Raw genomic sequence first — 19,318 nt, forward strand, 5'->3', positions numbered from 1 at the left:
GGAAATAAAACGATGGATACTCCAACGTTTCAGGTTAAACCCATCATCGTTCACCCACTGTGGCTGAGGATTTGCCACTGGCTGAATGCACTGGCAATGCTTGTCATGGTGGCGAGTGGCTGGCGAATTTATAACGCCTCACCACTGTTTAATTTTACTTTTCCAGGCGAGTTAACCCTCGGCGGTTGGTTAGGCGGTGCGTTGCAGTGGCATTTTGCAGGAATGTGGCTGTTTGGCATAAATGGCGGGGCTTATCTGCTGATTAATATTCTTAGCGGACGCCTGAAACGCAAATTTTGGCCGCTGTCGCCACGCGAGTTGATAAAGGATTTCCTTGCCGCACTACGTGGGAAGCTGGCCCATGAAGATCTTAGCCACTACAACACCGTGCAAAAACTGGCGTATCTGTTCGTGATGTTAGACGGGATCGTTCTTGTTTGTTCCGGCCTGGTGATTTGGAAGTCAGTACAGTTTCCACTGTTACGCGAATTATTGGGTGGTTATGACAACGCGCGTTTTATTCATTTTTATGCCATGTCTGGAATGGTGGGGTTTGTCGTCATTCATCTGATTATGGTGGCGCTGGTGCCAAAAACTTTACTCGCCATGCTGCGTGGACGATAAGGGAAAAAGATGAACAATAAAAATAAGCTTTTCTCTGACGCCGATAAAGCAGTCATTATTCACGATGCCACGAAAGAAATTAATAAGCAGTTATCATCGGAAGGCCGCCGCCGTTTTTTAAAACAAGGTTTAACGCTGGGTGGTTTGATGATGCTAACCGGTTGCGATATTAGTGATAATCAATCGGTAGAAAACACATTAAGCCGTATTTCACGTTTTAATGACCGGGTGCAGGGGTGGTTATTTAATGCCAATGACCTCGCACCGATTTATCCGGAAAGCATGATGACACGCCCATTCCCCTTCAATGCTTTTTACAGTGAAGAGGAAGCACCTGCGGTTAATGGCGACGCATACCGCCTGGAAGTCGCCGGTTTAGTGGCTGATAAACGCCCGTGGACACTCGCCCAACTGCACCAGATGGCGCAGGTCAGTCAGGTAACACGCCATATCTGTGTTGAAGGCTGGAGCGCCATTGGCAAATGGGGCGGCGTGCCGTTCTCGCTATTTCTCAAAGGCATTGGTGCCGATTTAAACGCCCGTTATGTCAGTTTCAAATGTGCTGACGATTACTACACCAGCATTGATATGGCAACGGCGTTACATCCACAAACCATTATTGCATTAACCTACGACGGAGAAATATTGCCGCGTAAATATGGTTTCCCCATGAAATTAAGAATGCCAACCAAGTTAGGTTATAAAAACCCAAAGCATATTTTGGTTATTGAAGTCACCAATCGTTATCCCGGTGGTTATTGGGAGGATCAGGGTTATAACTGGTTTGGCGGAAGTTAATGTTTTTATGCTTGAAACGGCAGGTTCGTTGACTGCTACAAGAATTACTCTGATTTCACAAACCTAAGTAGTTAATTAAACGACGAGGAACTAAAAAATGAAAAAACTCTACACTACTCTGATGTGCTCAGCTTTATTCTTTGGTGTAACCGGTGCAAATGCTGCCGATAATATGGCTAAAGATAATATGGCCAAAGATAACATGGGGAAAATGTCCCATGACTGTTCGAAAGACAGTATGAAAAAAGACTGTATGACGAAAGATCATATGTCAAAAGACGGTATGTCTAAGGATCACATGTCCAAAGACAAAATGTCTAAAGACAATATGGCTAAAGACGAGATGGGTAAAAAGTCATAACCCGAATAATGGCAGTTCGCCTGTAACTTTAGGCGACTGCCATTGATCCTATTTGCCGCCCGCTAAATCCAGGAAACTGCCCGTCACGTAAGAGGCTTTATCGCTAAGCAACCAGGCGATGGCCTGTGCAACCTCTTCCGGCTGCCCACCGCGCTTCATCGGTAACAGCTCTTTGACACGATCAACTCGCCCGGCTTCGCCACCATCCGCATGCATGTCGGTATAGATAAAACCTGGCCGCACGCCATTTACACGAATACCCTGCGCTGCGACCTCCACAGAAAGCCCGGTGGTTAACGTGTCTACCGCCCCTTTCGACGCCGCATAATCAACGTACTCACCCGGAGCACCTAAACGTGCCGCGGCAGACGAAACATTAACAATCGCGCCGCCTTTACCGCCGTGGCGTAACGCCATACGTTTTACCGCTTCGCGGCAACAGAGAAACGAGCCCGTGACGTTGGTCGCCAGTACGCGATTGATTCGCTCTGCCGTCAGCTCTTCAATGGTGGATTGCTGAAACAAGATCCCTGCGTTATTGACCAGTGCAGTCACCGGCCCGAAAGCGCTGTCGATTTCGGCGAACATCGCCATCACTTGCAGTTCATCCGAAATATCCGCTTTGATAGCGAGCACTTCACCGCCTGCTTCGCGAATGATGTTCACCACTTCATCGGCAGCTTGTTTATTGCGTTGATAGTTCACAACCACTTTGTAACCAGACTGTGCCAGCAGCAGCGATGTTGCCCGGCCAATACCACGGCTGCCACCAGTGACGAGTACGACGCCCATTTCAACCTCCAGAGACTCTGCAGCGCCCTCACCCCGACCCTCTCCCGCTGGAGAGGGAGAACACCGATCCAGCTCCCTCTCCCACAGCTGAGAGAGAACACCGTTCTAGTTCCCTCTCCATCAGGGAGAGGGTTAGGGTGAGGGTTGTTTTAGTGCTTACTGATACTCACTCATCGGCACACAAGAGCAGAACAAATTACGGTCGCCGAACACGTCATCCAGGCGTTTCACTGTCGGCCAGTATTTGTTGCCATGGCCTGTCGGGAATACCGCCAGTTCGCGAGTGTACGGGTGCGTCCAGTCAGCAACAATTTCGTCCTGCGTGTGCGGCGCGTTAACCAGTGGGTTATCTTCCAGCGGCCATTCGCCACGTGCAACGCGGTCGATTTCAGTGCGGATTGTCAGCATCGCGTCGATAAAACGATCCAGTTCCAGTTTGCTTTCAGATTCCGTTGGCTCAACCATCAGCGTACCCGCAACCGGGAACGACATAGTCGGTGCATGGAAGCCGAAATCAATCAGGCGCTTGGCAATATCCAGCTCACTAATGCCGGTCTCTTCTTTCAGTGGGCGAATGTCGAGAATACATTCGTGCGCCACATGGCCGCTGCGCCCGGTGTACAGAATCGGGAAAGCAGATTTCAGGCGAGTCGCAATATAGTTCGCATTCAGAATGGCGACCTGGCTTGCCTTCTTCAGCCCCTGCGCGCCCATCATGCGGATGTACATCCAGCTGATTGGCAAAATTGATGCGCTACCAAACGGTGCTGCGGAAACCGCACCCTGCTGGGTCAACATCTCTTCAATTTGCACCACGCTGTGACCAGGCACAAACGGAGCGAGGTGCGCTTTCACGCCAATTGGCCCCATACCTGGGCCGCCACCGCCGTGTGGAATGCAGAAGGTTTTGTGCAGGTTAAGGTGCGAAACATCCGCGCCGATATAGCCCGGTGAAGTAATCCCCACCTGTGCGTTCATGTTTGCGCCATCCAGGTAAACCTGGCCGCCGAACTGATGAACGATCTGGCACACTTCGCGAATAGTCTCTTCATACACGCCGTGGGTGGACGGGTAAGTGACCATGATACAAGACAGCGCATCGCCCGCTTGTTCTGCTTTCAGACGCAGATCGTGCAGATCGATGTTGCCTTGTCTATCACAAGCCACCACCACCACTTCCATGCCCGCCATTTGCGCTGACGCCGGGTTAGTCCCGTGCGCAGAGCTTGGGATCAGGCACAGATTACGGCTGCCTTCGTTGCGGCTTTCGTGGTAGCGACGAATCGCCAGCAGGCCCGCATATTCGCCCTGCGCACCTGAGTTTGGCTGCATGCAAAGCGCGTCGTAACCGGTCAGTTTCACCAGCCAGTCAGACAGCTGGGAAATCATCTGGTGATAACCTTCCGCCTGGTTTGCCGGACAGAACGGGTGCAGCTCAGCAAATTCTGGCCAGGTGATGGGGATCATCTCAGCGGCCGCGTTCAGCTTCATGGTGCACGAACCGAGCGGGATCATCGCCTGGTTGAGCGCCAGATCTTTGCGCTCGAGCGAGTGCATATAACGCATCATTTCGGTTTCGCTGTGGTAGCGATTAAACACCGGATGCGTCAGGAATTCGTCAGTACGCAGCATTCCAGTTGGGATCGACAGGCTATCGCCCGCTACGTTTTGATCTAATTTGTCGATATCCAGGCCGTGGTTGTCACCCAGCAATACAGTGAACAACGCCTGCACATCTTCACGCGTGGTCGCTTCATCAAGCGTGATGCCAACTGCATTGAGAATGTCGCTACGCAGGTTGATTTCATTAGCTTCAGCACGCGCCAGAACCGCGCCTTTATCGGCCACTTCTACACACAGGGTATCGAACCAGTGTTTGTGGCGTAGCACCAGGCCTTTTTGTTGCAGGCCAGCCGCCAGAATATCAGTCAGGCGATGAATGCGCCCGGCAATGCGTTTCAGGCCAGCCGGACCGTGGAACACCGCATACAGGCTCGCGATGTTCGCCAGCAGAACCTGGGAGGTACAAATGTTGGAGTTGGCTTTCTCGCGGCGGATATGTTGCTCGCGAGTTTGCATCGCCATGCGCAGCGCAGTGCGGCCTGCCGCATCGCGGGAAACGCCGATAATGCGGCCTGGCATAGAACGTTTGAATTCGTCACGTGCAGCAAAGAATGCAGCATGTGGGCCGCCGTAGCCCATTGGCACACCGAAACGCTGTGCGGAACCAAACACAATGTCGGCACCTTGCTTGCCTGGTGCGGTCAGCAGCACCAGCGTCATAAAGTCAGCGGCAACGCTCACGATGACTTTGCGGCTTTTCAGTTCGGTAATCAAAGCGCTGTAATCATGCACTTCGCCGGTAGTGCCCACTTGTTGCAGCAACACACTGAACACGTCCTGGTGATCCAGCACTTTCGCAGCGTCGTCAACAATCACGTCAAAGCCAAAGGTTTCAGCGCGGGTACGTACTACGTCCAGCGTTTGCGGGTGTACGTCAGCGGCAACAAAGAAGCGGTTGGCGTTTTTCAGTTTGCTCACGCGCTTAGCCATAGCCATGGCTTCGGCTGCGGCGGTGGCTTCGTCCAGCAAAGAAGCCGAGGCGATATCAAGCCCCGTCAGGTCCAGCGTCACTTGCTGGAAGTTAAGCAGTGCTTCAAGACGGCCTTGTGATACTTCCGGCTGATACGGCGTGTACGCGGTATACCAGCCTGGGTTTTCAAGCATGTTACGCAGAATAACCGGGGGAGTTTGCACTGCGGTGTAACCCATGCCGATGTACGTTTTAAAACGTTTATTACGGCTGGCGATGGTCTTTAATTCAGCCAGGGCCGCGAATTCAGTTGCAGCCTCACCCACTTGTGGTGGCTCGGCAAGCTGGATATCAGCCGGAACGATTGAAGCAATCAGCTCGTTTAACGAACGAGCGCCCACCGCCTCCAGCATTTCGTGTTGCTGTTGCGCGTCTGGTCCAATGTGACGGTCGATAAACGCTTCGTGATTTTCAAGCTGACGTAAAGACTGGGTCATGAGCGGTGATTCCTGAAACATGTGGGGCTTTAGCGGTGGATGGCACTACGTTTATCCACCCTACAAAACCGGGCTGGTACAGCTCACCCGAATAATTCCGATTCCCAAAATCATTTGTGTTGCTGCCAGGCGGCAAGTGAAAACATCCCCAGGAGCGTACATAAGTACGTGACTGGGGTGTTTGAGCGACGCCAACACCCCAGCAACACGAAGGATGAAGGGAATTTACTCGTCTTCTAGCAGCGCTTCGTACGCAGTCGCATCCAGCAAACCGTCCAGTTCGGACTCGTCGCTGGCTTTGATCTTGAAGATCCAACCTGCCGCGTATGGCTCGCTGTTGATAAGCTCTGGCGCATCGCTGAGTGCATCGTTTACAGCGATGATTTCACCGCTGATTGGCGCGTAAATATCAGAAGCCGCTTTGACAGATTCGGCAACGGCGCAATCATCACCGGTGCTCACTGTTGCGCCTACGTCTGGTAGATCAACAAACACCATATCGCCCAGCAGCTCTTGCGCGTGTTCAGTGATACCAACGGTGTAAGTACCATCAGCTTCTTTACGCAGCCATTCGTGTTCTTTACTGTATTTCAATTCGTTAGGAACATTGCTCATTGTTTTTCTCCTGATCTCAAAATTTACTGCGCGACAGCTTTACCGCCGCGAACAAAAATAGGTTTCGTCACTTTAACGGGCATTTCACGGTTACGGATTTGCACAATGGCGGTTTCGCCGATACCTGCCGGAACACGCGCCAGCGCAATGCTGTAACCCAGTGTTGGCGAGAACGTTCCGCTGGTGATCACACCTTCGCAGATGTTGCCTGAAGCATCAGTAAAGCGGACAGGCAAATCATTACGTAATACGCCTTTTTCCGTCATGATCAAACCCACGAGCTGATCGGTGCCCTTCTCACGCTGAATCTCCAGCGCTTCACGGCCAATGAAATCGCGGTCTTCCGGTTGCCAGGCGATAGTCCAACCCATATTGGCAGCCAGTGGAGAAACACTCTCATCCATTTCCTGGCTATACAGGTTCATACCGGACTCCAGACGCAGCGTGTCACGTGCGCCAAGTCCACAAGGTTTCACGCCAATCTCGACCAGTTGCGCCCAAAACTCGGCAGCTTTTTCGTTTGGCATCGCAATTTCATAACCCGCTTCACCGGTATAGCCGGTGGTCGCAATAAACAGATCACCCGCCTGCACACCAAAGAATGGCTTCATACCCGCCACTGCTTGGCGTTGCTCTTCGGTAAACAGCTGCGCGGCTTTTGCCTGAGCGCCTGGCCCTTGCACGGCAATCAGCGACAAGTCATCACGCACGGTAACGGAGACAGAGAACGGTTCGGCGTGTTGGTTAATCCAGGCCAAATCTTTTTCACGGGTGGCGGAGTTCACCACCAGGCGGAAGAAGTCTTCGGTCTGGAAATAGATAATCAGGTCATCGATAACACCGCCGGAGGCATTAAGCATGGCGGTGTAGAGGGCTTTACCCGGTTGGGTGAGTTTGGCAACGTCGTTGGCGACGAGATAACGCAGGAATTCGCGGGTACGGCTGCCTTTCAGGTCAACGATGGTCATGTGGGAGACATCAAACATACCGGCATCATTGCGCACCGCGTGGTGCTCATCAATCTGCGAGCCATAATGCAATGGCATCATCCAGCCGTGGAAATCCACCATGCGCGCACCGCAGAGATTGTGCTGTTCAAACAAAGGGGTCTTTTGAGTCATTTTTTCCTCTTTAACCATCTGGTTGAAAAGCGCATTTCGCTTTTCTTTTCTTCAGACGAAACCCAGTATCACCATCGATCCCGAGGGCGACGCAAACGTTACCTTTTGCCTGAAGTTACCACTGAATGGGGGAGTTAACCATAAGGCACAATGCGTCATTGCATTAGCTTATGACCAAAACCAGAGGCGCAGCATGCAGAGTATTCGACTGGAAAAATGCGAGACACCACGCATAAATAAGAAGTGTTTAAGTCAGAATTTAGCGTTAGCTAACATTTACGACCATTTCAGAAACAAATTCACTACAACGCTAAAAACGTGGGATGAGAAAAAGTAATCCGAGAAAGGGTGTGGGATTAGAATTTTTCAAATGAGAGAAGATGATCGTTGTCACACTGAATGCTCTAAATAATTCGAGCTGCAGCAAGGCGGCCAACTCAGTTACCCCCGGAAGCTTACTAAAGTAAGTGACCGGGGTAACTGAGTGCAGACAGCACCGTTGCAGCTTGAAGTATGACGAGCATTTATCTTAACCAGTCAGGAAGATCGTGTAGACCCATCGCCTGACGAACTAATTGCGGTTTCACGCCTGGAAGGGTATCGGCCAGTTTCAGGCCAATATCGCGCAGCAGTTTCTTCGCCGGATTGCTTCCGGCAAACAAATCACGGAAGCCCTGCATGCTGGCAAGCATCATTGCCGCACTGTGCTTACGGCTGCGCTCGTAGCGGCGTAAATACATATGCTGCCCGATGTCTTTGCCCTGGCGATGCAGACGACGCACTTCATCAATCAGTTCAGCGGCGTCCATAAAGCCCAGGTTCACGCCCTGCCCGGCAAGCGGATGGATAGTGTGTGCCGCATCGCCAACCAACGCCAGGCGGTGGGCGGCAAAATTGCGGGCATAGCGGCCAGTCAGCGGGAAAACCTGACGCTCACTTTCAACGCTGCACAAACCCAGGCGCATATTGAAGGCCACGCTGAGCGCCTGGTTAAATTCTTCGGCTGTCGCCTGCTGCAAACGCTCTGCTTCAAGCGGCGCTAATGACCAGACAATTGAGCACAAATGCGGGTCGCTTAATGGCAGGAAAGCCAGGATCCCGTCGCCATGAAACACCTGGCGAGCCACCGCTTGATGGGGTTCAGCGGTGCGAATAGTTGCCACCAGCGCATGGTGTTTATAATCCCAAAAAGTGAGTGGGATATCGGCCTGGTTGCGCAGCCAGGAGTTGGCACCATCAGCCCCGACGACCAGACGTGCGGTCAGCATGGCACCATCTTTGAGGGTAATGAATGCTTCGTTTTCGCCCCAGGCAACTTGCTGTAATTCAACCGGGGACATCAAAGTGACATCGCTGCACTGTTCGGCGCGTTGCCACAATGTATGGTGAATCACCGCATTTTCGATAATGTGACCAAGATGGCTGAAACCAAAGGATTTATCATCAAACGCGATATGCCCGAAGCTGTCTTGATCCCATACTTCCATGCCGTGATAGCAACTGGCACGCTGGGAAATAATTTTCGGCCAGGCGCCAAGGTGAGTCAGCAGTTTTTCGCTGGCGGCATTGATGGCCGAAACGCGCAAAGCGGGTGCAGATTCAGGTGCCAGCGGCTGTGGGAGATGGTTCTCCAGCACCGCAACACGCAAGCCGCTGCCTTGCAAACCACAGGCAACCGCCAGTCCAACCATGCCACCACCAACAATCGCCACATCAACGCTTTGCAAATTGACTCTCCTTTACATTCTTAAACCTGCTCACCAGGCGTATATGTTGCAGCCAGTTTGTCTCGGGAGTGCGCGGAGAAACCGGAGCGTACTAAAGTACGTGAGGATTTCGAGCACATTCCCGGGGCAAAATGGCAAATAAATAAGGCTGGTGGCAGGTTTTAACGCGCAACCCAGCCCAGCGTACGCATAGCCAGCAAATCACGTGCCGGAGTTAAATGTTCCATCGCCATCAGCCCGAGATTGCGCCCCAAGACAAGCGGAGCCCAATGGTTAGCAAACAGCTGCACCAGACCATCGGTCACACCAATGGTAGCAATTTTGTCTTCATGGCGGCGCTGCTGATATTCAGCCAAAACGCCGTAGCTGCCAATATCCTGAGATGCTTCATGTGCCACAGCCAGGTTTTCAGCCAGCGACATCACATCGCGCAAACCCAGGTTAAAGCCCTGCCCGGCAATCGGATGCAGCGTTTGCGCAGCATTGCCCACCAGCACAACACGGTGAGAAACCGACTGCGTGGCCGTGGTTAAGACCAGAGGATATTGTGCCCGCGCGCCTGCATGGGTGATGCGCCCAAGCCGCCAGCCAAATGCGCGTTGCAGTTCATTGCAGAACCGCTCGTCATCCCACTGCGCAATTTCAGCCTGAGCCGCCAGAGGATGGCACCAGACCAGCGAACAGCGCCCATCCGACATCGGTAACATTGCCAGCGGCCCATGCTCGGTAAAACGCTCAAAAGCACGACCATTATGGGGCTGCGATGTAGTGATGTTGGCAATAACCGCCACTTGCTGATAAGCCTGCTGCTGCCAGGTCATGCCACACTGCGCACCAAGCTGGGAGCGAGAACCATCTGCAGCCACCAACAATTGGCCTTCAATGCATTCGCCATTATCGAGCTTAACGCTCACTTTATCGGTTTCACGAGTAAAGGACGCGACACGCTGTGGGCAATGCAACGTCACGCCAGGCGCTTTGCGTAACAACGCAAATAACCGCAGCCCAACATCATGCAGTTCGACCACTTGCCCCAGTGCAGGAATCTGATAGTCCTGCGCTTCCAGCGTAACAAAACCGGCATGCCCGCGATCGCTGACATGAACAGTCGTGATAGCCGTCGCGCAGTCCTGAATGGCAGGCCACACCCCGATGCGTGTTAATTGCTGGCACGTCCCTTGCGCAATGGCGATGGCGCGCGCATCAAAACCAGGGTGCGCCGCAGATTCGGGGGCTGCCGCTTCAATCAAATGAACCGGCAATTTTCCCTGGGTCAAATGCGATATAGCCAGCGCGAGCGTCGCACCCGCCATACCGCCACCGACAATAATCACGCTCATGAGTGCCGTGCCGCCGCCATTAACGCTTCAATGTCATCCGCCGATTTCACCACGCTTGCCGTCAGGTTTTCGTTACCGTCAGCGGTGATGAGGATATCGTCTTCTATACGAATACCGATACCACGGTACTCAGCGGGCACATCCGCATCTGGCGCAATATACAAACCAGGCTCAACGGTAATCACCATGCCAGGTTCAAGCAGGCGTGAGCGGTCTTTACCGTAATGACCGACGTCATGCACATCCAGCCCCAGCCAATGGCTCAGGCCATGCATAAAGAATGGACGATGGGCGTTATCAGTAATCAGCTGGTCAACATCGCCTTTGAGAATCCCAAGGTTGACCAGGCCGTTAACCATAATGCGTACCACCTGCGTGGTGACTTCTTGAATTGAGGTGCCCGGGCGGTAGAGCTGGAGAGCGGTTTCCAGTGACTCAAGAACGATGTCGTAAATCGCCCGTTGAGGTGCGCTAAATTTACCGTTCACCGGGAAGGTGCGGGTAATGTCACCGGCATAACCTTTGTATTCACAACCTGCATCGATTAGCACCAAATCGCCATCACGCATTTGGCTTTCATTTTCAGTGTAATGCAAAATGCAGCCGTTTTCGCCGCTGCCAACAATGGTGTTGTAAGACGGGAAGCGCGCACCGTGGCGGTTAAATTCGTGAAGAATTTCGCCTTCGAGCTGGTATTCAAACATCCCCGGACGGCATTTTTCCATCGCACGGGTGTGCCCGAGTGCAGTGATTTCCCCGGCGCGGCGCATAGCGACTATCTCTTCTTCCGACTTAAACAGGCGCTGCTCGTGAACCCACGGACGCCAGTCGGTCAATGTCGCGGGGGCGGCAAGATTCTGGCGTGAGCCACGGCGCAGTTTATCAAGGGCGGCAAAAACGATGGTGTCAGCGTAAGCGTGTTCGCCTTGCGCGTGATAGACAACATCGAGACCATTGAGCAACTGATGCAGTTGCTCATCAATTTCGGAAAATGCCAGCGCACGGTCGACGCCCAGTTTCTCGGGTGCCGCTTCCTGGCCAAGGCGACGCCCAAACCAAATTTCTGCGGTTTTATCGCGCAAGCGATTGAACAGCACGCTGTGATTATGGGTTTCGTCGCTTTTAATCAGCACCAATACCGCTTCCGGTTCATTGAAACCCGTGAAGTACCAGAAATCGCTATTCTGGCGATACGGGTACTCACTGTCGGCACTGCGTGTTACCTCGGGAGCGGTAAAGATGAGCGCGGCGCTTGCCGGTGCCATTTTGGCTAACAACGCCTGACGGCGCCGGAGAAATTCGTGCTGATTCATCACACCTCCTGAAGCTAATAATGATTAATGCAGAGTGGGTTTTTGCACTTCTGGCGCGGTCGGAATCTGGCGCGTGAAGGTGTCGTGGCACAACAATGCCGCAACGCGCACATACTCGATAATCTCTTCGAGTGACATTTCCAACTCTTCTTGATCTTCATCCTCGTCGTAGCCCAATTGCGCAATGTTGCGCAGATCGTCGATAGCTTCCCCGGTTTCGCCGGTGACTTTATCGAGCTTAGGCTGCGTTACGCCAAGGCCCAGCAGGAAGTGGTTTACCCAACCCGCCAGTTCGTCGGCACGCTGGAATACGGTAACGTCGTCGCCATCGGGCAGGTAAAGCTGGAACAGGAAACCGTCATCTTCCAGCGAATCGCTCGTTGCACCGTGCATCTGGCGCAATGTGTCGGCAAGGTTTTGACCAAAGGCCAGCCCTTCGTTTGTCAGGTCGTGTAGCTGTGGCTGCCAGCTGGTATCTTTGTTGCCACCGCACAGCATACCGCTAATCAAGCCGTGCATTTCTGAGGCCGTCAGGCCCACACCTTGTTGGTTCAATAGTTGGCCGACTAAGTCGTAGTCAGGCATAGTGTTCTGTATAGACATGCGCATTCGCCATCGTTGGCAGGGATAGTTCATGTTATGCTACCACCAGGGACCCCAAGGCACCAGAAAAGGGCTTGTATCTTCATTTCGGGATAGCTATAGTGACGCCCCTTTCGTAGCCTGGCACAGGTTAGCGAGAGGCAGGCGAGTTAACAGCAGGAAGGTGGCATGTCTGCACAACCAGTCGATATCCAAATTTTCGGTCGTTCATTGCGCGTGAATTGTCCGCCTGAACAACAGGATGCACTGAATCTTGCGGCCGAAGAGCTTAATCAGCGGTTGCAAGATTTAAAAGTTCGCACTAGAGTCACAAATACTGAGCAGTTAGTTTTCATCGCAGCACTGAACATTTGCTACGAACTGGCTCAGGAAAAATCGAAAACCCGCGACTACGCTTCCAATATGGAAGAACGTATTCGGATGTTACAGCAGACCATCGAACAAGCGTTGCTTGAGCAAGGTCGCATAACAGAAAGACAGGGTCCAAATTTTGAATAACACTTCACAGTTACCTATGGTAGAGTAACTTTGAAGACCAAATTTCTCTGAGATGTTTGCATGCGGGCCAGTCCCCTGAGCCGATATTTCATACCACAAGAGTGTGGTGATCCAGATTCTGTGAGCATGCTCGGTCCGTCCGAGAAGCCTGATGATTCTGACGCTGCATTCACCTTGAACCAAGGGTTCAAGGGTTACAGCCTGCGGCGGCATCTCGGAGATTCCCTCTTTCTACCAAATTAGTCATCACCATGACGAAAATTCAGCTAATCCCATCGCTTCGCTCAGAAATCCGACAACACATTCGGCAACGACGCCGTGCACTCACGCCAACTGAACAACACCATTTTGCTGAACTTGCCGCTATGCGCATGCTTGCTTATGAGCCCATAGCGAAAGCTGCGACGGTCGCGGTGTTTTTGTCGTTTGACGGTGAGCTGGATACCACGCCACTGATACGCGCCTTATGGCAAGCGGGAAAAACCGTTTATCTGCCCGTCCTGCATCCCTTTAGTAAAGGCAATTTGCTGTTCCTGCGTTATGCCGAGGATAGCCATCTGGTGATGAATCGTCTGAAAATCCTTGAGCCTAAACTTAATGTGCGTGACGTGCTGCCGCTGGATAAACTGGATGTGCTGATTACGCCGCTGGTCGCGTTCGACGAGCAAGGGCAGAGGCTGGGAATGGGCGGCGGTTTTTACGACCGTACGTTGCAGAACTGGCAGCAGCATGGCTTGTGGCCAGTTGGGCTGGCGCACGATTGCCAGCACGTTCCGGCGTTACCTGCGCAAAAGTGGGATATCCCGCTGCCTGCTGTGGTCACGCCATCGCGTATCTGGCAGTGGTAAACTCAGGCTACACGCAGTTTCAGTAACTGCTTTGTGTGCCAGTATTGCAGTATCAAAACCGTAAACAACGCACCGAGAAGCGCACAAAACATATCTGATTGCGTGTCCCAGACATCGCCCTGCGTACCCAAAAACTCATCTGCCCCCTGCCCTAATGACAACGCCGCCACCCATTCAATGAGTTCATACAATGCACTGATGGCGAGCGCTACGCAGCAGACCAGAAACGCGACCATTTTGCGCCCACGGATATAGCCACCACGAATCAGGATTTCCCGTGCAGCGAGTGCCGGAACCAGCCCCTGGAAGAAATGGCCAAGTTTGTCATACGGGTTGCGGCTCAGGCCGAACCATTCCTGCATATCAAAGCCGATGGGTACTTTCGCGTAGGTATACAAACCGCCGACCATCAAAATAATCGCGTGGAAGAAAATCAGCGTATACAGAAGCGGTGTCAGCGGGTAACGAGCGTAAGTCACTAAAAGCAGAGGGACGATAATAATGACCGGCGTGACTTCCATCAGCCAGGTAAGCCTGTCTGCGGTGCTAAGGCCCGTATAGATGAGAATCAACAGCAGGATAAAGGCACCGGATTTTAAGAATGTACTGGTCATGTTGTTTCGCCGCCTGGCTAAAAGCGTAACTATCCGTGGGACAGGCTAAAAAAACAACTTAGGAAAAGGACTTTAAGAAAAAACAGGAGCCCATGCAGGCTCCCGTAGATTTGAGATTAGTAAAGCAGACGAGCGCGGATAGTGCCTGGAATCGCCTTCATAGATTTCAGTGCAGCTTCAGCAACATCTTCTTCAGCGTCCACATCAATAACCACATAACCCATTTGCGGCGTTGTTTGCAGGTACTGAGCGGCGATGTTGATGCCCTGGTCGGCAAAAATCTGGTTAAGCGCGGTCAAAATCCCCGGGCGGTTTTCGTGAATGTGCAGTAAACGGCTGGTGCTTCCACCGTGCAATGGCAGGGAAACCTCAGGGAAGTTCACGGCAGACAATGTTGAACCGTTGTCAGAGTATTTCGCCAGCTTGCCAGCCACTTCCAGACCGATGTTTTCCTGCGCTTCCTGAGTAGAACCGCCGATGTGCGGAGTCAGGATCACGTTATCAAATTCACACAGTGGTGAGTTAAACGGATCGCTGTTCGTCGCAGGCTCAGTTGGGAACACATCGATTGCCGCGCCAGACAGATGCTTACGTGCTAATGCATCACACAGGGCAGGAATATCCACCACAGTGCCACGTGCGTCATTGATAAGCAGCGCGCCCGGCTTCATCAGTGCCAGTTCATTGGCACCAATCATATTTTTGGTGGAAGCGTTTTCAGGCACATGCAGGCTGACTACGTCGCTCATATTGAGCAAATCAGACAAGTGCTGCACCTGAGTGGCATTGCCCAGCGGCAGTTTGTTTTCGATATCGTAGAAGAAGACGTTCATGCCAAGCGCTTCAGCCAAAATACCCAACTGCGTCCCAATATGGCCGTAACCAATGATGCCGAGTTTCTTGCCGCGCGCTTCATACGAACCCACAGCCACTTTATTCCACACACCACGATGTGCTTTAGCATTAGCTTCTGGCACACCACGAATCAGCAGCAACAGTTGGCCAATAACCAGTTCAGCAACAGAACGCGTATTGGAGAACGGAGCATTAAACACTGGCACGCCGCGTTTAGCCGCAGCATTCAGGTCAACCTGGTTAGTACCGATGCAGAAACAGCCCACCGCCACCAGCTTTTCAGCGGCAGCCAGAACATCTTCAGTTAAGTTAGTGCGGGAACGCAGACCAATGAAATGCGCATCACGGATCGACTCTTTCAGGGCTTCGCTGTCCAGCGCGCCTTTATGGTATTCGATGTTGGTATAGCCTGCTGCGCGAAGGTTATCCACGGCTTTCTGGTGTACGCCTTCCACCAGCAGGAATTTAATCTTGTCTTTATCCAGTGATACTTTTGCCATTTCCCGACCCTATTTTTAGAACTGATGTTGTGCTGTGTGATAAGACACCCTTCTGCCAAAATATCAAAAATTACGGGCGGGGCAATATAAACGATTGCGCAGGCATCTCGTCAGAAAAGGAATAAGGCGTATTGGGCAGCAGAAAATGCTAATCAGGGAAGATAACCAGGAATGAAAAACAGGCAGTTGTTAATAATGTGACATATGTCACCAAATTTGGCGTTAGATTATTTTGTCATTTTTTATGCAATTTAAGGGCGCATGAAGCGCCCGGGTCATATCATTTCACAATGGTTTGCACGCCATCGGCAGTACCAATCAACGCCACATCCGCGCCACGGTTGGCAAACAGGCCAACCGTCACGACACCCGGCAAACCGTTGATCGCATTTTCCAGTGCAATAGGCTCGGCAATGCTCAGGCCATAAACATCAAGAATGATGTTGCCGTTATCAGTCACCACACCCTGGCGGTATTCCGGACGACCGCCCAGCTTCACCAGCTCACGCGCCACACAGCTACGCGCCATAGGAATAACTTCCACTGGCAGCGGGAAGTTACCGAGAATATCGACCTGCTTGGACGAATCGGCGATACAAATAAACTTTTCCGCAACCGACGCGATGATCTTTTCGCGAGTCAGTGCCGCACCACCGCCTTTGATCATTTGCATCTGGCCGTTGATTTCATCTGCGCCATCAACGTAGATGCCCAGAGAGTCAACTTCGTTGAGATCAAAAACAGTGATACCAAGGCTTTTCAGTTTGGCGGTAGAAGCGTCGGAGCTTGAAACAGCACCATCAATCTGATGTTTGATAGTCCCGAGAGCATCAATAAAGTGTGCGGCCGTTGAACCGGTACCCACACCAACGATCGTGCCTGGTTGCACGTATTGTAATGCTGCCCAGCCGACTGCTTTTTTCAGTTCATCCTGCGTCATGGTTTTTTGCCTGTGTGCTGTGAAAACTGACGCGCATTATAGTGCAAGCGCCATGAGATTGTCCCCGTGAATGGCTGAACTCATCCGATCTTTGTGGTTTTGGTCTGGATCGACTGCAAATTTATGTCATAGTGCTGGGATAACAAAAACAGGAGTTAGCTAACAACAATGAAACGCCCGGACTATAGAACACTACAGGCGCTGGATGCAGTTATTCGTGAACGTGGTTTTGAGCGTGCGGCACAAAAGCTCTGCATCACTCAATCAGCCGTTTCACAACGTATCAAGCAACTGGAAAATATGTTCGGCCAGCCATTGTTAGTGCGCACTGTGCCGCCTCGTCCAACCGAACAAGGGCAAAAGTTACTGGCATTGTTGCGCCAGGTAGAACTGCTCGAAGAAGAGTGGTTGGGCGATGAGCAGACCGGTTCGACACCACTGTTACTTTCGCTTGCGGTGAACGCCGACAGTCTGGCAACCTGGCTGCTGCCAGCGCTCGCGCCTGTGCTTGCCGACTCCCCTATCCGCCTGAATCTTCAGGTGGAAGATGAAACCCGCACTCAGGAACGCCTGCGTCGTGGTGAAGTGGTCGGAGCGGTGTCAATTCAGCCGCAACCGTTGCCAAGCTGTCTGGTCGACAGGCTGGGTGCGCTGGATTATCTGTTTGTCGGTTCGAAAGATTTTGCCGCGCGCTATTTCCCGAATGGCGTCACGCGTTCTGCCCTGCTAAAAGCCCCGGCTGTTGCGTTTGACCATCTCGACGATATGCACCAGGCGTTCTTGCAGCAAAACTTCGATTTGTCACCGGGCAGCGTACCGTGCCATATCGTTAACTCGTCAGAAGCCTTTGTGCAACTGGCACGCCAGGGCACCACATGCTGCATGATTCCGCATCTGCAAATCGAAAGAGAGATTAATAGCGGTGAGCTGATTGACCTGACGCCAGGCCTGATGCAACGCCGTATGCTGTACTGGCACCGTTTTGCACCGGAAAGCCGCATGATGCGCAACGTTACCGACGCACTGCTGGAATATGGGCATAAAGTTTTACGCCAGGATGCTGAATAACACTCTATAGCCCCTCACCCCGACCCTCTCCCCAAAGGGGCGAGGGAGAAAACCAGGGCAAAGGGTAAAACAGTTACTGCGATGCCGGAGCCTGACTCTGAGCTCTGTCGAGTTCAAACACCACATCAACCTGGTCGTCAAACTGAATCGTTTGCTGATCGTAGGTATCCTGGGCCGAAACCGGTGGAGCCGCGTCAGCTTTCATCATCCGCACCATCGGTGCTGGCTGGTAGTTAGAGACATGGTAACGCACGCTATAAACTGGCCCCAGCTTGCTGCTAAAGCCTTCAGCTAACAGCTTCGCCTGACGAGTTGCATCGTCGATAGCGGCTTTACGCGCTTTGTCTTTGTACTGTTCCGGGTTTGCGACGCCAAGTGAGACAGAACGGATTTCGTTAAGGCCCGCTTTGAGCGCGCCATCAAGCAACTCGTTCATTTTGTCGAGTTTGCGCAGAGTCACATCAACCTGACGCACAGCACGGTAGCCTTTGAGCTGTGTTTTGCCGTCTTTCAGGTATTCATATTCTGGTTGGGTGCGCAGGTTAGCGGCATTAATGTCTTTCTTCTCGACACCGCTTTGCTGCAAGAATGTCAGGTATTGCGCCACACGATCGTCGGCCTGTTTTTTAGCGGATGCCGCATCTTTAGCTGACACATTCACTTCGATTGCGAGCGTAGCAATGTCAGGAACGGCATCTACACTTGCCGTACCGGATGTCACGACATGCGGGCCATTTGGTAATTCATCGGCCAATGCCGGAACCGAACCTAATCCCATTAAAGCAACTAATGCCAGGGTTTTAAACTTCACTGTAATTCCTCCATGCTACATTCCACTGTCATTACACCCGCAAAATACACGGACGTCTGGCTGCAAGCTTAGCCTGGAATGGTAACTTGTCTATCGGATTTAGGCTAATTAGCCCATCAGAGACGCGATATGACGAACCCCATCAGAAGCCAGTTGCAGAGCAATAACCCACATCACCACACCCACTACGCCATTGATAATCCGCTGAGCTTTCGCGGTGCGCAGACGTGGCGCAAGCCAGGCTGCGAGAAGAGCCAGACCATAAAACCATAGGATAGACGCACTCACGGTACCTAATGCAAACCAGCGCTTCGGTTCATCAGCCAGTTGCCCGCCAAGACTCCCCAGTACAACAAAAGTATCCAGATAAACATGCGGATTAAGCCAGGTTACCGCCAGCACGGTGGCGATAATTTTCCAGCGCCCCTGCTTCATCACTTCTGCTGAAGCCAGTTCTACGCTGCTGCTCATGGCGGTGCGCAATGCGCCCCAGCCGTACCACAATAAAAATGCTACACCGCCCCACGTCACGCTCGCCAGCAGCCATGGTGACTTCATCAAAAGCGCACTACCACCAAACACCCCACCGCAAATCAGCAGCACATCGCTTAAGGCGCAAAGCGAGGCGATCATCAAATGATACTGGCGGCGAATACCCTGGTTCATCACAAACGCATTTTGTGGGCCCAGCGGCAGAATTAACGCAGCGCCTAATGTAAGCCCTTGAAAAAAGTAAGATAACACGATGATTCACTCTTTAATGTTTAGCAATTAAAGAGGAGTTTAATGGGGAAAAATTATTAGAGGAAATGGATAATTTTAATGGTTTATAAGTATTACTAATAAAAAGGGGGCCAGCC

At 52.2% G+C, this 19,318-nt stretch carries 19 protein-coding genes and 1 other RNA gene; 7 read left to right on the forward strand and 13 right to left on the reverse strand.

Annotated elements, in window-relative coordinates:
- Positions 1 to 12: 12 nt before the first annotated feature.
- The 3 genes from M975_RS15210 (at position 13) to M975_RS15220 (ending at position 1,783) form a co-directional block, all read left to right on the forward strand.
- Complete coding sequence (locus tag M975_RS15210; protein ID WP_064560774.1) at positions 13 to 624, forward strand: cytochrome b/b6 domain-containing protein; 612 nt, start codon at positions 13 to 15, stop codon at positions 622 to 624.
- 9 nt (positions 625 to 633) lie between these two features.
- Positions 634 to 1,422, forward strand: a complete 789-nt coding sequence (locus M975_RS15215; RefSeq protein WP_064560775.1) for a molybdopterin-dependent oxidoreductase — start codon at positions 634 to 636, stop codon at positions 1,420 to 1,422.
- A 97-nt stretch (positions 1,423 to 1,519) separates the two neighbouring features.
- Positions 1,520 to 1,783 (forward strand): pentapeptide MXKDX repeat protein, encoded by a 264-nt coding sequence (locus tag M975_RS15220; RefSeq protein WP_064560776.1) that lies wholly within the window; start codon positions 1,520 to 1,522, stop codon positions 1,781 to 1,783.
- A 48-nt stretch (positions 1,784 to 1,831) separates the two neighbouring features.
- Here the strand turns inward: M975_RS15220 and M975_RS15225 are convergent, their stop codons facing one another.
- The 8 genes from M975_RS15225 to M975_RS15260 all read right to left on the reverse strand — a co-directional run bounded on the left by M975_RS15225 (position 1,832) and on the right by M975_RS15260 (position 12,324).
- Positions 1,832 to 2,575 carry an SDR family oxidoreductase gene (locus tag M975_RS15225; RefSeq protein WP_064560777.1) on the reverse strand — a complete coding sequence of 248 codons (744 nt, stop codon included), beginning with the start codon at positions 2,573 to 2,575 and terminating at the stop codon, positions 1,832 to 1,834.
- 156 nt (positions 2,576 to 2,731) lie between these two features.
- Entirely contained in the window at positions 2,732 to 5,605 is a 2,874-nt protein-coding gene (gene gcvP / locus M975_RS15230) for an aminomethyl-transferring glycine dehydrogenase (protein ID WP_064560778.1), read from the reverse strand.
- A gap of 225 nt (positions 5,606 to 5,830) precedes the next feature.
- Entirely contained in the window at positions 5,831 to 6,220 is a 390-nt protein-coding gene (gcvH, locus tag M975_RS15235; RefSeq protein WP_064560779.1) for a glycine cleavage system protein GcvH, read from the reverse strand.
- 23 nt (positions 6,221 to 6,243) lie between these two features.
- Positions 6,244 to 7,341 (reverse strand): glycine cleavage system aminomethyltransferase GcvT, encoded by a 1,098-nt coding sequence (gcvT, locus tag M975_RS15240; RefSeq protein WP_064560843.1) that lies wholly within the window; start codon positions 7,339 to 7,341, stop codon positions 6,244 to 6,246.
- Positions 7,342 to 7,865: 524 nt separating this feature from the next.
- Positions 7,866 to 9,068 (reverse strand): FAD-dependent 2-octaprenylphenol hydroxylase, encoded by a 1,203-nt coding sequence (gene ubiI, locus M975_RS15245; protein WP_064560780.1) that lies wholly within the window; start codon positions 9,066 to 9,068, stop codon positions 7,866 to 7,868.
- Between the two features lie 161 nt (positions 9,069 to 9,229).
- Entirely contained in the window at positions 9,230 to 10,408 is a 1,179-nt protein-coding gene (gene ubiH / locus M975_RS15250) for a 2-octaprenyl-6-methoxyphenyl hydroxylase (RefSeq protein WP_064560781.1), read from the reverse strand.
- A complete protein-coding gene (gene pepP, locus M975_RS15255; protein WP_064560782.1) occupies positions 10,405 to 11,721 on the reverse strand; it encodes a Xaa-Pro aminopeptidase in 1,317 nt (438 codons plus the stop codon). The genes ubiH and pepP overlap by 4 nt, the downstream gene beginning before the upstream one ends.
- A 24-nt stretch (positions 11,722 to 11,745) precedes the next feature.
- A complete protein-coding gene (locus tag M975_RS15260) occupies positions 11,746 to 12,324 on the reverse strand; it encodes a YecA/YgfB family protein (RefSeq protein WP_157093401.1) in 579 nt (192 codons plus the stop codon).
- Positions 12,325 to 12,492: 168 nt separating this feature from the next.
- On the opposite strand from M975_RS15260, the gene zapA reads away from it, so the two are divergent.
- The 3 genes from zapA (at position 12,493) to M975_RS15275 (ending at position 13,670) form a co-directional block, all read left to right on the forward strand.
- Entirely contained in the window at positions 12,493 to 12,822 is a 330-nt protein-coding gene (gene zapA / locus M975_RS15265; protein ID WP_034457736.1) for a cell division protein ZapA, read from the forward strand.
- Between the two features lie 41 nt (positions 12,823 to 12,863).
- A non-coding RNA gene (ssrS, locus tag M975_RS15270) (6S RNA) lies at positions 12,864 to 13,047 on the forward strand.
- A gap of 26 nt (positions 13,048 to 13,073) precedes the next feature.
- Positions 13,074 to 13,670 carry a 5-formyltetrahydrofolate cyclo-ligase gene (locus M975_RS15275; RefSeq protein ID WP_064560784.1) on the forward strand — a complete coding sequence of 199 codons (597 nt, stop codon included), beginning with the start codon at positions 13,074 to 13,076 and terminating at the stop codon, positions 13,668 to 13,670.
- Between the two features lie 2 nt (positions 13,671 to 13,672).
- Here M975_RS15275 and M975_RS15280 read toward each other — a convergent pair whose 3' ends face one another.
- The 3 genes from M975_RS15280 to rpiA form a co-directional block, all read right to left on the reverse strand.
- The gene (locus M975_RS15280) at positions 13,673 to 14,284 is read right to left on the reverse strand and encodes a DUF2238 domain-containing protein (RefSeq protein WP_064560785.1); all 612 of its coding nucleotides are present in this window, start codon (positions 14,282 to 14,284) and stop codon (positions 13,673 to 13,675) included.
- A gap of 116 nt (positions 14,285 to 14,400) precedes the next feature.
- Entirely contained in the window at positions 14,401 to 15,639 is a 1,239-nt protein-coding gene (gene serA / locus M975_RS15285; RefSeq protein ID WP_064513632.1) for a phosphoglycerate dehydrogenase, read from the reverse strand.
- Positions 15,640 to 15,919: 280 nt separating this feature from the next.
- On the reverse strand, positions 15,920 to 16,579 hold the full coding sequence (gene rpiA, locus M975_RS15290) for a ribose-5-phosphate isomerase RpiA (RefSeq protein ID WP_064560786.1): 660 nt from the start codon (positions 16,577 to 16,579) through the stop codon (positions 15,920 to 15,922).
- Positions 16,580 to 16,747: 168 nt separating this feature from the next.
- On the opposite strand from rpiA, the gene argP reads away from it, so the two are divergent.
- Positions 16,748 to 17,647, forward strand: coding sequence for a DNA-binding transcriptional regulator ArgP (gene argP, locus M975_RS15295; protein WP_064513636.1), 900 nt, complete (start codon positions 16,748 to 16,750; stop codon positions 17,645 to 17,647).
- Between the two features lie 73 nt (positions 17,648 to 17,720).
- Here the strand turns inward: argP and M975_RS15300 are convergent, their stop codons facing one another.
- Positions 17,721 to 18,458, reverse strand: coding sequence for an oxidative stress defense protein (locus M975_RS15300; protein WP_064560787.1), 738 nt, complete (start codon positions 18,456 to 18,458; stop codon positions 17,721 to 17,723).
- 108 nt (positions 18,459 to 18,566) lie between these two features.
- Positions 18,567 to 19,202: an arginine exporter ArgO gene (gene argO, locus M975_RS15305; protein ID WP_064560788.1), complete on the reverse strand. Its 636-nt coding sequence runs from the start codon at positions 19,200 to 19,202 to the stop codon at positions 18,567 to 18,569.
- Positions 19,203 to 19,318 lie beyond the last annotated feature (116 nt).

The sequence above is a fragment of the Buttiauxella brennerae ATCC 51605 genome (assembly GCF_001654925.1).
GTDB classification, from domain to species: domain Bacteria; phylum Pseudomonadota; class Gammaproteobacteria; order Enterobacterales; family Enterobacteriaceae; genus Buttiauxella; species Buttiauxella brennerae.